At 43.1% G+C, this 15,880-nt stretch carries 14 protein-coding genes and 1 pseudogene; 4 read left to right on the top strand and 11 right to left on the bottom strand.

Annotated elements, in window-relative coordinates:
* Positions 1 to 23: 23 nt before the first annotated feature.
* Together HI950_RS14310 and HI950_RS14305 are read left to right on the top strand one after the other, a co-directional pair.
* Complete coding sequence (locus tag HI950_RS14310) at positions 24 to 2,381, top strand: MMPL family transporter (protein WP_169085132.1); 2,358 nt, start codon at positions 24 to 26, stop codon at positions 2,379 to 2,381.
* A gap of 123 nt (positions 2,382 to 2,504) precedes the next feature.
* Positions 2,505 to 2,672: a hypothetical protein gene (locus tag HI950_RS14305; protein WP_169085134.1), complete on the top strand. Its 168-nt coding sequence runs from the start codon at positions 2,505 to 2,507 to the stop codon at positions 2,670 to 2,672.
* A 2-nt stretch (positions 2,673 to 2,674) separates the two neighbouring features.
* Here HI950_RS14305 and HI950_RS14300 read toward each other — a convergent pair whose 3' ends face one another.
* Both HI950_RS14300 and HI950_RS14295 read right to left on the bottom strand, forming a co-directional pair.
* Positions 2,675 to 3,088, bottom strand: coding sequence for a hypothetical protein (locus HI950_RS14300; protein ID WP_169085136.1), 414 nt, complete (start codon positions 3,086 to 3,088; stop codon positions 2,675 to 2,677).
* Entirely contained in the window at positions 3,078 to 3,551 is a 474-nt protein-coding gene (locus tag HI950_RS14295; protein ID WP_169085138.1) for a MerR family transcriptional regulator, read from the bottom strand. Before HI950_RS14295 ends, HI950_RS14300 begins: the two co-directional genes overlap by 11 nt.
* A 232-nt stretch (positions 3,552 to 3,783) precedes the next feature.
* Here HI950_RS14295 and HI950_RS14290 point away from each other — a divergent pair, with 232 nt between their 5' ends.
* Positions 3,784 to 4,155: an iron chaperone gene (locus tag HI950_RS14290; protein WP_169085140.1), complete on the top strand. Its 372-nt coding sequence runs from the start codon at positions 3,784 to 3,786 to the stop codon at positions 4,153 to 4,155.
* A 1,026-nt stretch (positions 4,156 to 5,181) separates the two neighbouring features.
* Here HI950_RS14290 and HI950_RS14285 read toward each other — a convergent pair.
* The 6 genes from HI950_RS14285 to HI950_RS14260 all read right to left on the bottom strand — a co-directional run bounded on the left by HI950_RS14285 (position 5,182) and on the right by HI950_RS14260 (position 12,179).
* Positions 5,182 to 6,066: a choline/ethanolamine kinase family protein gene (locus HI950_RS14285; protein ID WP_169085142.1), complete on the bottom strand. Its 885-nt coding sequence runs from the start codon at positions 6,064 to 6,066 to the stop codon at positions 5,182 to 5,184.
* A gap of 127 nt (positions 6,067 to 6,193) precedes the next feature.
* Positions 6,194 to 7,078: an ROK family protein gene (locus HI950_RS14280; RefSeq protein ID WP_169085144.1), complete on the bottom strand. Its 885-nt coding sequence runs from the start codon at positions 7,076 to 7,078 to the stop codon at positions 6,194 to 6,196.
* Positions 7,079 to 7,110: 32 nt separating this feature from the next.
* Positions 7,111 to 8,601, bottom strand: coding sequence for a glycoside hydrolase family 32 protein (locus tag HI950_RS14275; protein WP_169085146.1), 1,491 nt, complete (start codon positions 8,599 to 8,601; stop codon positions 7,111 to 7,113).
* 66 nt (positions 8,602 to 8,667) lie between these two features.
* The gene (locus HI950_RS14270) at positions 8,668 to 10,269 is read right to left on the bottom strand and encodes an ABC transporter substrate-binding protein (protein ID WP_169085148.1); all 1,602 of its coding nucleotides are present in this window, start codon (positions 10,267 to 10,269) and stop codon (positions 8,668 to 8,670) included.
* 46 nt (positions 10,270 to 10,315) lie between these two features.
* Entirely contained in the window at positions 10,316 to 11,197 is an 882-nt protein-coding gene (locus HI950_RS14265; protein WP_169085150.1) for a carbohydrate ABC transporter permease, read from the bottom strand.
* 16 nt (positions 11,198 to 11,213) lie between these two features.
* Positions 11,214 to 12,179 carry an ABC transporter permease gene (locus HI950_RS14260; RefSeq protein ID WP_317618364.1) on the bottom strand — a complete coding sequence of 322 codons (966 nt, stop codon included), beginning with the start codon at positions 12,177 to 12,179 and terminating at the stop codon, positions 11,214 to 11,216.
* A 448-nt stretch (positions 12,180 to 12,627) separates the two neighbouring features.
* On the opposite strand from HI950_RS14260, the gene HI950_RS14255 reads away from it, so the two are divergent.
* Entirely contained in the window at positions 12,628 to 13,671 is a 1,044-nt protein-coding gene (locus tag HI950_RS14255) for a LacI family DNA-binding transcriptional regulator (protein ID WP_169085153.1), read from the top strand.
* A 641-nt stretch (positions 13,672 to 14,312) separates the two neighbouring features.
* Here HI950_RS14255 and HI950_RS14250 read toward each other — a convergent pair.
* The 3 genes and pseudogenes from HI950_RS14250 to HI950_RS14240 form a co-directional block, all read right to left on the bottom strand.
* The gene (locus HI950_RS14250; protein ID WP_169085155.1) at positions 14,313 to 14,720 is read right to left on the bottom strand and encodes an S-layer homology domain-containing protein; all 408 of its coding nucleotides are present in this window, start codon (positions 14,718 to 14,720) and stop codon (positions 14,313 to 14,315) included.
* Between the two features lie 9 nt (positions 14,721 to 14,729).
* A pseudogene (locus tag HI950_RS37005) lies at positions 14,730 to 14,786 on the bottom strand (hypothetical protein); the annotation flags it as partial.
* A gap of 3 nt (positions 14,787 to 14,789) precedes the next feature.
* Positions 14,790 to 15,818, bottom strand: a complete 1,029-nt coding sequence (locus tag HI950_RS14240; RefSeq protein ID WP_169085157.1) for a hypothetical protein — start codon at positions 15,816 to 15,818, stop codon at positions 14,790 to 14,792.
* Positions 15,819 to 15,880: the final 62 nt, after the last annotated feature.

The raw sequence follows: 15,880 nt of genomic DNA, 5'->3' as shown, positions 1-15,880 counted from the left end.
ATGCAAAGGAGAAACATTAACGAATGTCAACTTTCCTATACAAATTAGGCAAATCAGCCTATACCAAACCATGGTATTTCATTATCAGTTGGATCGCGATCCTTGGAGTTGTGCTCGCCATGCTCGGGGTCAACGGAATACATGTCAGTTCCGATATGAAAATTGAGGGCACAGAATCGCAAAAGGTGTTAGACCAGTTATCGGCAGAGCTGCCGGAGGCTTCGGGCGGACAAGCCAGCATCGTGTTTACGGCACCGAAGAGCGAACGTCTGGATACGCCGGAGCGTTTGAGCTCCATTAGCGATGCCGTTAATGATGTATACAGCCTTGACTATGTCATTAATCCCGCTAAATTGGCAGCGGAAGCCGGCGCTTCGATGTCCGGCAACACCCAAAGCAATGAAACAGCACAAGGCAGTGCATCTGCACAAGGAAACGGATCAGCGCAAGCAACCACAGGCGAAATACCGCCCTTCGGTCCTCTGATGGTGAACGGCGTTCCTGTACCCGGCGTGATGCTTGCATCTGACGGCAGCGTTGCGCTGTTCCAATTTCAATTCACCGTTCAGCAAATGTCGCTGCCCGAATCGGTCCCAGATTCCGTAATCGATGCTGTCATGTCTGTTGAGCAGACTGGTATTACCGCATTACCTAGCGACTCGCTTTCGACCAAGCCTTCAATAGGTTCGACCGAAGCAATCGGTATTGCCATCGCCGCCGTTGTGCTTTTCATGACACTCGGTTCGGTTGTTGCTGCAGGCTTGCCGCTTTTGACCGCTCTAATGGGAGTAGGAATAAGCGTAGGAGGAGCTTTTGCCTTCTCGAAAGTGTTCCATATGACCGATCTCACGCCTGTTCTGGCACTAATGGTCGGGCTTGCTGTCGGTATCGACTACTCGCTGTTCATCGTGAACCGTCAGCGCCGCATGATTCTCGATCAAGGACTAAGCGCTCGGGAAGCCGCGAGCAGAGCAGTCGGAACCGCCGGGAGCGCCGTATTTTTCGCTGGCTTGACTGTTATTATTGCCTTGTGCGGCATGCTCGTTATAGGGATTGGCTTTTTATCCGCGATGGCGCTTGTGGCTGCTTTGGCCGTCCTCGTCAATGTTTTGGTTGCCCTAACCCTGCTGCCGGCTCTCCTCGGTCTCGTAGGTGAACGCATCTGCTCGACAAAAGCGCGGACGAAGAGCAGCAGCCATGCGAATAAAATTCGTCATGGGTTTGCACACCGCTGGGTAACGGCGGTATCGAAGGGCCGTTGGCTTATTATTGTTGGCGTCATTGTCATACTTGGCGCAGCGGCAATCCCCGTCGCAAACATGGAAATGGGCATTCCTTCGGGTGCCACAGCGAACTTGGACACCGCATCAAGACAAAGCTACGACGCCATTTCGAACGGTTTCGGCGAGGGCTTCAATGGCCCGCTGCTCCTTGTCGCTAAGGCAAAAGGCGCTTCGGACAAAATGACGCCGGAAACGCTGAATCATCTTGTTCAGGATCTGCAACAGCATGAGAACGTTTCGCTCGTGACACCAATGGGCGTAAACAAAACCGGGGATATGGCGATTATTAGTCTCATCCCGAAAACAGGACCGACGGACACAGAGACCAAAAACCTTGTGCATGAGATTCGGGCTTCTGATTCGAGCACGTCGCTGACGAATGATGTCACGATTGGCGTTACTGGATTCACCGCGATCAACATCGATATGTCGTCGAAGCTGGCTGAGGTGTTCCCGCTCTACGTCGGTATTATCGTCATCCTCTCGCTCATTATTTTACTGCTCGTATTTCGCTCGATCATCATTCCGCTCAAAGCTACGGTCGGCTTTCTTCTCAGTGTGCTCGCCACGTTCGGGATTACTACGGCCGTGTACCAATGGGGATGGCTTCACTCCCTCTTCGGCTTTGACACCGGCGGTCCGTTGCTCAGCTTTATGCCGATCATGGTTACCGGCATTCTTTACGGACTGGCGATGGATTATCAGGTTTTCCTTGTCAGCTCCATGCGCGAGTCTTACGTCCATGGGCATCGTGGAACGGAGAGCGTTGTTCACGGATATAACCAAGCCAGCCGTGTTGTTGTAGCCGCAGCAGTGATTATGGTTTCTGTCTTCGCCGGCTTTATTTTCGCTCATGATATCATGATCAAACAGATCGGATTTGCGCTGGCGGTCGGCATCCTGATTGACGCCTTCATCGTCCGCATGGCGCTCGTCCCAGCAGTCATGGCGGTCTTCGGTGATAAAGCTTGGTGGCTGCCGAAATGGTTAGACCGTATGCTGCCAAACCTGGATGTCGAAGGCGATAAGCTCCTTACAGAGCTGAAAGAGCAGGAAAGCTCCGCTGACATTATGGCTAATCCTCGTAAGGCTTACTGATTCCATTTTGTTGACTTGACGTTAAAAAAAAGGCCAACCAGATGATCTGGTTGGCCTTCGTTTCATTTATGATCCCGAAATTGTCTTCCGTTCTCCGTCGTTCCCATTTCGAATACCTAACGGATGATGAAATTTAGTATCCTATTTTCCCCTTTGATGGCAACGGTGATCATCGGTGTCGGTATAAGACCCGGATGGACGGATATGCCCCAGTCGACTTCTTCCTATTTGGCGGCATTCGGCATGGCTCTCCTGCCGAGCTTGTTCAAAAACATTTTCGAGGAACTGTGATTTCAGGCCATCGTACTGCTTTTCTTCAATCTTGTGCCCAGTAAGATGAGGGCGATATAGATTACGATGGCAATCGAATCTATAAGCGTATCCGTAATCCCCGATACGTCAAGCATTGACGTCGCACCGACAATTACCATCAGTCGGACGATCAGGATCGCCGCAATCAAATATGCGGCAAACCGGATCTTTGATCGTTCGGTTTGGAATGACATCATAATGAAAGCGATGCCGAAGACCATATTTTCTCCCGTGATGATGTGCCAGACATACGTGAATACGATCTGGGTATCCACGGATATCGCCTCTGTGTCGAGCTTCGGCAGTACAGCGGATTGCCCGTTCCATGCGTGCGTGACGGCAAACAGCATCGCAAGGGCGCCTGCAATCAGAAAATAAAAATTTTTAACCTTCATGTTCACCACAACCTTCCTTGGAAATTCCCGGTTCCGTCTCTCGGATATCCTTGTAAATTTCGCGGACGATTTCTGCCAGACGTTGATCACTTTCGCAATTCAAGTCCCTTAGCGTTTCGGCTGCGACGTTGAGCAGCCAACTGACCTTTTCCAGATGAGCAATCTTCTTGCGCGTTTCTGCGTTCTTGGCATCGAGGAACGCGGCAACCTCTTCGCAGTACGCGGTTTCGATATTTTCCATCTTGCGGAAACCAAACTTTCCCCTGATTTCATCAAGAGATAAGTCCGCATACTGCATAATCTGAATATTCATCAAGTCGATGAGGTCGTCCTTAGAGTACTTGCGGTACCGATTGTTTTCCCTGGAAGGCGAGACGATCCCAATCCGGTCATAATACCGAAGCGTATCCTTCGACATCCCAAGTATCCGCGAAACCTCTTGTATAGAATATAATTTTTCCATGAATTCACAATAACATTGGAGTCGACTCAAATGTCAAGTATTTTTCTTTACCGCTAAGATCATCATCTGCGATCACATAACATGCATTAGTGTAAAATGGACAAAATCCGGTGAATTTGTAGCTCTGGCAAGTCGAGCATTTCATTGATATACTTGCTCTACATCTGTTTATTTTTTTTGTTTTTTGTGAGGATCTACAACATTACAGAGATTTGAGCCAGGAGGGAACAATATGGAAGTTTTTGCAGAATATTTAGCGGATATTGCTAACCCGAAACAACGGGCTCGAACGGAAGAGGTTTTGGCTTGGGTAACGAAGAAATTTCCAAATTTAATGCCAAAAATTGCGTGGAAACAGCCTATGTTTACCGATCACGACACATTTATTATTGGCTTTAGCATAGCCAAACATCATTTGGCTATTGCCCCTGAAAAGAAAGGAATAAATCATTTTTCTGATGAAATTGTGCAGGCTGGCTATGATCACACCAATCAGTTGGTACGTATCCAGTGGGACAGTCCGGTCGATTTCTCCTTACTTGAGAAAATAATCGAGTTTAATATTTTGGATAAGGCAGACTGTTCGACTTTTTGGCGGAAATAAAATATTGGACAACCCTTAGAGGCAAAAATTTGCGTTATAGGGCCTTTTTGGTTTGTTAAAGAGTAAGGTCCCTCCTGAAATAAATGACCGTTTGATTTCTGTAACCCCCTGTTTCTTCTTTAAATGACCATCCCAACCACTCCCCGTAAAAAAGCCTCGACTCGACGAGGACTTTTAGCGGAGATTCAGACGCCGGGCTCCTCCATTTGAAGTATTTCCTTAGAAGCTTTAACGACCGCGCGGACTGAACTCCGAGGTTCGTCCCCTTGTTTAGCTCCACCAAACACAAAAAAAAACGCCATGATTTGGCGTGTTGAAATTTTTATTTAGTGGAGCTAGGGGGATCGAACCCCTGACCTCATCGCTGCAAGTGTTAGAGATGTGCTAGGATCTAGTATGATGATGTAGGAAGAAGCCTTATTAAATAAGGGTTTGTACCGACTGTCGTGTGATCTATTTGGTTCTTTTATGATGCTTGGTGACTGATTTCGTCCCCAATTCGTCCCCATAAAATAATGTTCATGTTTCCGCATACTACATGTATGGGTTGCGTAAAATAGACAATTAATGATGTGACGGTATTCGCTTGTCACGTTAAATATTGCTTTATTTTCAAAGTAAATCTGTTCAATTAAGTCCGGGGTCTGATGCATTCCGTTATTATTAAATCATAAGCTTGATTTTAATTTTGATTCAGTTCATAACTCAATACTCCCATGCATGAGCAGAAATAGCCATAATGTTATACACTATATAGCTCCATTTTTCGAAGATAATATAATAAGTTAGTTACCCTTCCCGTGCTGAAATGAAAAAACCGCCTTCGATTTTGGTTTTTGTTATCAGCCGTTATCGGGAAGCCATGCAAAAAATGATTGAACTATACCCAGTTACCATCATTTAGGCTTGACGGGTATCTCGCAGCTCTTACGGCCATGTAGACTTTCTGGACCGTGAGAGCGAAGAGGTGTAGGGGCACGTCTTATTTAATCTACACCTTACTCGCAAGTAAGAGCATCTATACCATTATAATTGATAAATCCCTTGTTCTATTCGCTGGATGCAATATTCGGAAAACTTATAGTAATCAAAGTCATGGTGACTTTCCGCCTTAGTAAGTCCACTATAAAACATTCCCCACGCAACCTCTCGAACCATCGACACGAATTTCATATCCTGAAAAATGCGAAATGTTTCCTCCTCGTAATACCCAAAGTATAACTTTAACCACTCACGCTCATCTGTTTCACTGAACTGGTTTGTAAACGGAATGAGCGTCAATTCGAAAAACACATCTCCGACTCCCGACAACTCCCAATCAATAATTTGCAACTGTTGGCCAGTATAGATCATATTGCATAAAAAGGAATCATTGTGACAGAATTTGTTGTTATATTCTTTGTCATTGCTTCGCATATGAGCGATTTTCTCTACTCGATGCAAAATTCGGCTCAATCCTTCAGGATGCTTAACTTGAAACTGATCTGCGCCTTTCAAATATCCATAAATTAAATTGTAAGGAGTAGATGTTCTTTCTTGACCTTCCATGCGATGTACTCGTTTAAGGCGATCCATAATCATTTCTTTAATTCGACCGTCTTTGAGATCATCCTTCTCAAGCATTCGCCCTTCTATAAATTCCGTAACTACAAATTGTTCCGGATAATTACTCGAAATTACTTTAGGAGCAAATCCTTCGCGGTTTGCCTTCTTCATAACTTCAACTTCAGAGCTGCGTGTCAGGTTCAAATACTCATTTTGCCTGCTATTGATGCGAAGAACGTATTTACTCTGTTTCGTTTGTACCTTGTAGGTTTGGTTGCACAGCCCACCATTAAGACTTTCAAAACTTAAGAATTCATAGTTTAACTCTGGTACTCCGCGAATAATTCCTTCAACTTTCTTGTTCAACAGGATTCACCCCTAATTCGATCGGATATAAAATAAGTCACATAAATAGTAGATTTGCCATTCTTGCAGACGCTTTATCTGGAAAGCTCGAAAAGGCGTCGAATCGATCTCGACGCCTTATTAGAATTTATTCGTTTTGACTGAGAGCACTCATTGCCAGAGCAAGTGCACCGGTGAGTCCCGCCTTTTCTCCTAAAGCAGGCTGGACGATAAAGTTTTCCTCAGTTCCAGAAGATGCGGGATGCTGCAAATAACCATTTAGCAGCGAAGCGACCTGGTCGCGAAGCATTGGAAACAAATGCAATTGATTCATTACGCCGCCTCCCAGAATCATTTTTTCTGGAGATAAAACAAGAATATAATTCACAAGTGCTTGGGCGATATAGTAGCTTTCCATTTGCCAAGCAGGATGCAATTCATTCAATTCGTATGCTTTCATGCTCCAGCGAGCTTCAATTGCCGGCCCGCAAGCAAGCCCTTCTAAACAATCTTGGTGAAAAGGACAATGCCCTGCATAGCTGTCCTCTGGATGCCGGCGAATAAGTATATGGCCCATCTCCGGATGACTCAGACCATGAACAAGCTTTCCGTCAACGATTGCCCCTACTCCTATCCCCGTACCAATCGTCATGTATAAGCTGTTATCTAAGCCTTTGGCCGCTCCCCATGTAGCCTCTCCTACCGCAGCTGCGTTCACATCCGTATCAAAACCAAATGGAATATCGATATGCCGCTTTACATATTCTATGACCGGAAAACCACTCCAATACGGTTTAGGGGTTTTTCCAACTGTACCAAAGGTTGGGCTTTTGGAATTAACATCAATCGGTCCAAATGTACCTATTCCTATAGCTTGTATTCCTTTGTTATCAAAATAATTCATCGCTTTTCCGAGCGTTTCTTCAGGTGTTGTTGTTGGAAAAGAAATACTTTCAATGATTTCGCCTTCAGGTGTTCCGATTCCGCAAACGAACTTAGTACCTCCGCCTTCAATAGCTCCTAATAATGTCAATGACTATACCTCGCATTCGTCTAACCTTTTCTTTACACGGTTGCTACCGAATAGATAGATTTCAGGACATGCAGAGAAAGAGAGATTACTTTCGCGCTACCGCCGTGAACATAAAGCTCCAAACCAGTGCTCTGTGGATCTGGAAATATTTGATCGGTAATCGCTATTTCACCATCACTTGCAAACACTTCGACGGACGATTGATCGACAAACAAATGCAGCTTTAATCTACCATTCTCCGTCTGAAGTGCCACGTCATGCTTGCAACCGAAAGCTTCATGAAATGATTTCTCGCCAGAATCGCTGCGGTCGATAAACAAAGATTGAGTCACAGCGTTGTAAGCTACAACGGTCTCCTCATGCTCGGATTTACGAAGTTTAAATCCGATTTCCGATGCGTTGCCGATTTCCAGTTCGCACTCTATTTCATAGGTATCTCCTTGTATGTCCGAGAGGAGGTTTTGGCCTGGGCTCACAGAAGCTTCTTCCCAAAGCAACGTCTGCTGACGTAACTTCTGAACATCAGTTACCGGCTTTTGAACCAATCGAATACCGTCCCGCACGGAACGCAGTGCGAGTAATCTCGGCAAAGTCATAGCGCTTCTCCAACTATCTGTAGGCGTCAAGTTCGCATATTTCCAATTGCTCATCCAGCCGATATACAGCTTCCCGTTATCCGTCCGATTTGCGTCTGACCAGGTAACGCCGGCATAGTTGTCTCTGCCATGGTCGAGCCATAATACCGTCTCAGGCGAAGCATCATTCGTAAAAGCTTGACCGTCAAAATGACCGACAAAATATTGCGTTCTTGAACCTTCCTGAAATGCAGGATTATCTCCAATGCTGACGATCATTACCCATTTACTAGCATTTTCTTGACCTTCAACCGGCAGCTCTATTAAATCTGGACATTCCCATACGCCGTCATGCGAGCCTTCATCAGCTCCAAATTCACTCACGAATTTCCATACCTTCAAATTAGGAGACGTATAAATGTGAACGCGATCTCCAGCTGCGAGCACCAAGATCCAGCGCTGTGAATCAGCATGCCAAAATACCTTCGGATCACGGAAATCAATGATTTGTTCATCGCAAAGTACAGGATTGCCTTCATAGAGCGACCAGGTTCTTCCCTTGTCCGTGCTGTAGGCAAGACTTTGCCGTTGTCTAGGTCGATTAGAATCCGGATATTGATCGGCATGCGTAAATATCGCAACCAGACCCGGTTTGCCGGAGAAAAAGCCGCTTGTATCCTCCCAGTCTACTACTGCGCTTCCGGAGAAAATAGCGCCATTCTCATCCGGTTTTAGCGCAATTGGACGATGCTCCCAATGAATCAAATCCGTACTGATCGCGTGTCCCCAATGCATAGGGCCCCATGTCGTTCCATCCGGATGATGCTGATAAAACAAATGGTATTCTCCTTCAAAATACACCATTCCGTTCGGATCGTTCATCCACTTCGCAGGCGGCGTAAAATGAAATTGAGGACGATATTTTTCTCTGTAATTAATCGTTAACATGGATTCCACTCCTTTTGAAGTATGCTCTAGAATCTAGAGCATACTTCTATCCAATTTATCTATTATTTATTTACCTGCATTTCGGTCATAGCCTGCTTGTTTGATAGTCAGATATTCCTGCAAGCCTAGGCGATCCAATTCCTTCAAATACTCATCCCATTCTTGGTCTACTTTCCCGTTCTCCGTCCATTCCGTACGCTTTCTGAGTACATATGGGAACAGGTCAGCTTCAATGGCAGACAGCCTTTCCGCGTCTTCCAAAGAAAAGAAAACTCTAGGGTAAATATTTTTCGCTTTTACGTCAGACACGTACACATTTTTGAGGATATCTAGTCTCCAAGCCGCATCATCTGGTTTGGTCGTCACGCTGCCGTAGTAAGTATCTAATATAGCTAATGGGCCGCCGACACTCGTTTTTCCTCTTAATTCTCCTGGAGCAGTTCCTTCCAAAGGCAAATGCTTCAGCATTTGAGCAGCCTCGTCCAATTCAAAAATATTTTGCTGTTTTTCATCACCGTATGTGCCCCAGTTATTCTGTACCGATTGAAGCGGATCGTACAATTGATCCATCCATTTGGCAGTTGCTTCAAGGTCTTTGTTCTCTTTTGTAACGACCATTCTGCCTCGATCGAAGCCCATTCCGTTCGTTCTTGCTACGTTTTTCAAGCCAGTTGGCCCAACAAGCGCAGGCATTGGCTCATATTTACCGTTCATGCCGGTTATATTCGCTTTATCCCATGTGAAATACAACCCGTAAAGATCTTCTTTACCTTTAGCGATATAAGTATTCCAGTCCTGAGTCATATACTCGACATCAATTAAGCCTTCTTTGTACAGCTCATTAAAATATTTGACGCCTTCTTTGAATCCATCATTATTCGCTGCAAAATTCACTTTGCCATCATCGCCAACAAGCGTCATATCCCAGTTCAGCCCTGGTCCAAACGATCCGAATAAGAATCCGATATCTTCGCCGCCGCCATTTGAATTAATAAAGGACACTGGAATTTCATCGGCCTTTCCGTTGCCGTTCGGATCTTTTGTTTTAAAAGCAATCAACACTTGCTTCAGCTCTTCTGTAGTCGTAGGCATATTCAGACCTAGCTTCTTAAGCCATTCCACATTAATCCAAGGAATGTTGTTTACGGTATGAATGCTTTCCTTGTCAGCCCCCAGTTCCTCGATCCATGGCAGAGAATAAATGTGGCCATCAGGAGCCGTAATCATAGCTTTATATTGCGGTGCTTGCTCTAGCACCTTTTTAAAATTCGGCATTTGGTTTTCAATAATATCGTCAAGAGGGATAATCGTACCGTCCTTTGCCAGCTTTAATAAATCAAAGTCGCTTAGCCCGGCATCAAAGATAGCATCCGGAAGTTCTCCTGTAGCGAGAGCTAGATTTCTCTTTTCTACAAATACATCGTTTGTGTAATTTTTCCAATTAATATGAATGCCTGTCTTCTCTTCCATGCGCTTAAATATTAGCTTTTCATTCGGATCCATTGGAGCTAATACATGGCTTTGTGTCATGAAATTGAGCGTAGGCTTAGAACCGCTGTCGCTCGATGTGGAAATTTCATCTTTGTTGTTCGAATTGCCGCTGCACCCGGTTACTGCAATAATTGTCGCTAGAGAAATGACTGCTGCTGTTTTCTTTAATCTTTTCAAACTAAACCCTCCTCTTGTTTTTGCTCTATATATGTCAGCTGATTCATTATTTTAATGAACCGACCATGACACCCTTTTCAAAATACTTTTGGAAAAACGGATACATCACGAGTAACGGTAGGCTTGAAATAACGATAGATGCGTATTTAATGATCTCCGACAACCTTTTCATTTCAGCCATTGCCAAACGATCGGTTATCATCCCCGGATCCACTTGATTCTGAATGAGGATAGATCTTAAAACGAGCTGCAAGGGGTACAGCTTCTGGTCTTCCAGATAGATCATTGCATCGAAATAGGAATTCCATTGACCTACAAAAGCGTAAAGGGCCAGAACAAATAGAATGGGTTTGGAAAGCGGCATTACGATTCTCAAGAAAATGACTTGCTCGGATGCGCCGTCTACTTTGGCAGCTTCTTTCAACTCTTTCGGTATGCCTTTAAAGAAAGTTCTTGCCAGAATAATGTTCCAAACGTTGATAGCTGTTGGGAGAATGATCGCCCAAACTGTATTCAGCATGCCAAGCTGTTTTACTACCAAAAAGGTAGGAATCAGTCCTCCGCCAAAAAACATGGTGATGATAAACAAGGTCATAAACCCTTTTTTTCCTACAAAATCATCAATCGATAAGGGATATCCTGCAAAAACTGAAATGAGCACAGTAACGATTGTAAATACTGCCGAATAATAAATAGCATTTATAAATCCTCTCAGCATGGCCTCATTGCCCAGGATGAGCTTGTATCCTTCAACGCTGTAATCCGCGAGATTAAAAGAAATGCCTTTATTCAACAGTGCTGTAGGTTCCATGAAAGACGCCACAACAACGTAAAGCAATGGACCTAATACCAGCAATACAGCAAGCGTTAACAAAATATAGATGATTGTCAGAACAACACGGTCCAAACGCGCAGGTTTAATATTCATATAGCCACTCCTTTCTTTAGTAGAGGCCGTCGCCTTCATTTAATTTCTTCACAACGAAATTGACGAAGACAAGCAAAATAATATTAATAACTGAATTAAACAAACCGATGGCTGCTGAGTAAGAGTAGTCGCCTGCTTTTAAGCCCACTTTATACACATAGGTTGCTATGATTTCAGATGTCGGCAAATTTAGTGCGGTTTGCATCAGAAAAGCTTTCTCAAATCCAATTGCCATAATTCCGCCTGCAGACAAAATAAACAATATAGCCATAACCGGTTTTAATGTAGGCAAATCAATATGCCATATCCGCTGCAGCAGATTTGCCCCGTCAATGTTCGCAGCGTTATGGAGCTCTGGATCAACCCCTGCTAATGCTGCTACAAAGATAATCGAAGACCAGCCTGCCGCTTGCCAAATTCCCGATAAAATGTAAATGCTGCGGAAATACTCCGGATCAGACATAAACGCGATCGGATGACCGGTTGTTAAGGTAATGATTTTATTTGCTGGACCGGTTGGAGACAATAAGACAAACAACATACCTACAATAACGACAACAGATATAAAATTCGGGGCATACAAAACTAACTGAATATTTTTCTTAATGCCAACCTTTCGTAATTGATTTAGCATCAGCGCTAATATGATCGGAATCGGAAACGAAAGGATAAGCCCATAGGCACTTAATTTAAGCGTGTTCCAAAAGATAGGCTCGAAGTTTGGCGCGTTCAAAAATTTCATGAAATATTCGAATCCTACCCATTCACTGCCTAAAATTCCTTTACTGTAGCTGTAATCTTTAAATGCGATGACTACACCGTACATCGGTACGTATTTAAAGATAAGTGTAAGAATGACAGCAGGCGCAATCAGCAGATAAAGAAAATAATTGTTCTTTATATACTGCGCTTTACCTTTAATACTGACTTGATTTATTAATCCGACTTTTTTACTGCTTGGGTTTGACAATACCTTCTGCACTCCTTTAACCCCCATTCTATTTATTGAAAGAAACGAATAGTAAACATTCGCACCTTAGAAAGGGCTTACATCCGAATCCGCAAATACAATTTAACAAATAGATACACTATTAGTCAATACATTTAACAAATTTTATTTAGTCATTTGTAATATTTATTTTGTTGATATGTAAGAAAAATGTGTAGAATCATCTATTATTCATGATAGATTGGTCAAAAACGATGAGCTATTCATTTTCTTGAGCAAAAAGGACTTTATACTCTCCTAAATGTAAATTTCAAATAATCACGTTTTTAACTTTACATTTGTAAACACATCTCCCAAAGGCAAATACCCTAATTCATTTGTTCATTTGTAAAATTAAATTGATATTTTATTCGTATTCATATACATTTAAATTGCACAATAGCAATTATCGTTATCTATCCGTAAAGGTGGAACTGTAGAAATGGCCAAAGATAAAATTACCATACAAGACATTGCCGATTCGTTAGGAATATCAAGAAATACTGCCTCTAAAGCCTTAAACGGCGTTGAAAGCATTCCGGATGAAACTCGAAATAAAGTGATCAAAAAAGCGATTGAATTAAAGTATAAGCAGTTTGCTTTTGTAGACTCAGAAAGTATTCTGCAAAAAAATCCAGGAAATATTACTCTATTTACATGTAATTTGCCCATGAGCACACACTTTGGATACATGCTGTTAAACGGTCTAGAAATTAAGATCAGCTCCGAAGGCTATAACTTGTCCATTCATATTGTCCGTGAAGCGGACATTAACACCTTAAGCCTTCCGAACAATTTTGAGCTGTCCAAGGTGGACGGAATTATATGCATTGAGATGTTTGACAAGAAATACAGTGAGATGGTCTGCAATTTAGGAATCCCTACCATTTTTATAGATGCTGCTGCTGACGTTTTTTACAGCGACCTGAAAGCAGATCTCCTTCTTATGGAAAATGAATACGGGACATATGCGGTAACAAAGAAGCTCATAGAAGATGGCCATACTAAATTAGGCTTCGTCGGCGATTACAACCACTGTAAGAGCTTTAATGAAAGATGGGTAGGATTCAATAGGGCGTTGACGATGTCAAAGCTTGAGACAAATATGTCTCTTTGCGTAATCGAGGAGGATCGTTATTTTTCAGAACCTAACTGGATGGATAGACAGCTTAACAAGATGAAGGAACTGCCTACAGCTTTTGTTTGTGCAAATGATTTTATCGCGGTAAGCGTAATGAAAGCTCTAAGAAATAAAAACATACAAATCCCGAATGATATTGCTGTCTGTGGTTTCGATGATGCTCCTGAATCAAGAATCGTGGAGCCCCACTTGACAACAGTCCATATCTCAAACAGTGAAATGGGGAATATTGCCGCAGACATGCTGCTATCCCGAATAAAAACCCCTACAAAGCCATATCAAATTACGCATGTCAAAACAGAACCTATGTTTAGAGAATCGACACGTAAAAAGTTATCCAACTGATCTAATTTCGTCCGATTTTGATATACTTGTTTAGCTAATATGACCGTTGACTATTGGATGAATCAGTTATATCTGTTTGATCTTTTTCTTTACTTAAATGAAATCTGTGATCGACAGCACAAAAACCTCCTCACAATTAATATCTTTAATCTAGAGAGGAGGTTCTGTACTTCAAAAATCTGCTCATCCCGCTGTTCCTTATGGAATTCGATCACTTCCCAAAATCGCAGCAAGTGCACAATTTCGCGAGCTGTCCTGCAGATCGACATCGTCAGTCAGGTTAATGAGTCATAGATACGTAACATGTCCCTTCAACTCCGCTGCGAAATCCTCCTATAAATCCGAGATGAGATCAATATAATACTTTCTTTCGAATTATTAAGTCAGCCGTATTGGAATGATTTGATCTTAGAAATAAATTAAAGTAGTAGACTGACCACAATAATAGAAACAGCGGTAGCCAGGGACGAGATAATAAGTCCTAGGCTGCCGCTGTTTTATTGAACTATCGTTACCCGTTTAGTTTAATCTAAGTTTGATTTTCGAAATCAATTTATTGCTGCTACGAGTAGTACTCCTCCAAGTTACCTTTATCCCATTCGATTAACATACCAGGTGGGCTGGATGAAGTTTACATATCGTTATTTAATACAATTGTATACGATCTGTGCAGCTTGTGCTCGGGTAGCAGAGGCCTTGGGATCCAGCTCATTACCATTTCCCTTGATCACTCCCACTTCCACTAAAATTTTCATCGCATCTTTTGCATAGCCGCCTACAGCAGCTGTGTCAACAAACTTTTCATAGCCCATACCATTTTTGCCGTTTGGCAGCTCATCCAGCTGCTTTAAAATGTTGTAAAGAATTACAGACATATCTTGTCGGCTTATGTTTGCTTCCGGCATAAATTTATTGCCGCCCACACCAGCAACCAACCCTAATTTCCGCGCAGTGCCCAGGTACTCGGTATAGTACTTATTCCCTGCATCCATGAAATTATCGGTTATTGAAGCATCTGTCTTGATCCCGTAAGCATTCATGACCATCATCAGGAAGTCAGCCCGCGTCACATTTTTCTCAGGTGCAAATGTACTGCTGCCAACGCCATTCGCAATCCCTCATGCCGCCAAATAGCCAATGGCATCGCTATACCAGTTTTCCGAGGTAACATCATTGAATTTCACTTCGTTATATCCCACGGCATAATTTGAGAAGTGGGTTGTCTGAAAGTTAACCTTTCCATTTGCCGCATCATAACCTCCCCTAACCGATTTGAGGTTTCCTGATTTGTCAATGTAGTATACAACAATAGCATTCTTCATTTCACTCGTCATTGGAGTATACGGCACGCTAATCTTTACTATTCCTCCGTTGAATTCTGTTATTTCAGCATTACCTGCTTTTACAGAGAAATCAAACACCGGTCTGTCGCCTATTTTATTCTGAACATTATCTGGTAAGTCGGATTTAGCAATCTTCTTGATGCTTATCATATCCGCTGCTACACTCCCAATGGCAGCTACTGCTTTTGAATCAAAGGTGATCGCAGCAATGCCTACATCCACTCTTAGATCAGTTTTTGTCGTGTCCACTAACGGTTTGAGAGCTTCTTTCGGAATCACTATATTAACAGACTTTTCATCTGCTGCATTATCAATCTGGATATCGATCACTACTTTTTGTCCGGCAGCTTCAGATTCTTTGGCCTTTTGGACCAGATCGGTGATTACACTTGATTCAAGTTTGGCAGTGGTTACATCTGTTTCCATATCCGTTGTTATCTTGATCAAAACGCTATAAAACGTAGTGTTGCCAATGGTAAGAGTACTAATTTCCCCGATACTGCCACCAGAAGGATTATTGCTGTTATCTCCGCTAGTTGGGGGAACTTGCGTCCCTGGGGCGTTACTGGTTTTAACCAGAACAAAATCGTCAATATTTCCCCATTGCCCACCGGAAAGTTTATAACGGACACCTACGGTTAGCGTTCCATCCGTAACTTCAATATTATCTAGTGTTGGCTTGCTCCATTGTCTCCAGCCTGTATTGGTAAAGCTCTGAGTTGCACTGCCGGCAAAAATCTCCGAAACTTCTTCGCCGCCTCCACCGGAGACCCAAGCCGATAATGCATATGTTCCATTTTCCAACCCCGTGATAGTTTGAGAAGCATTGAATTCCGCAGGATTCGCACTATAGTAGTGTAATGCTA

This window comes from Paenibacillus sp. PL91 (genome assembly GCF_012935325.2).
Taxonomy (GTDB): Bacteria; Bacillota; Bacilli; order Paenibacillales; family Paenibacillaceae; genus Pristimantibacillus.
The sequence above is the reverse complement of the archived record's forward strand: the minus strand, read 5'-3'. Positions and strand labels throughout refer to the sequence as shown.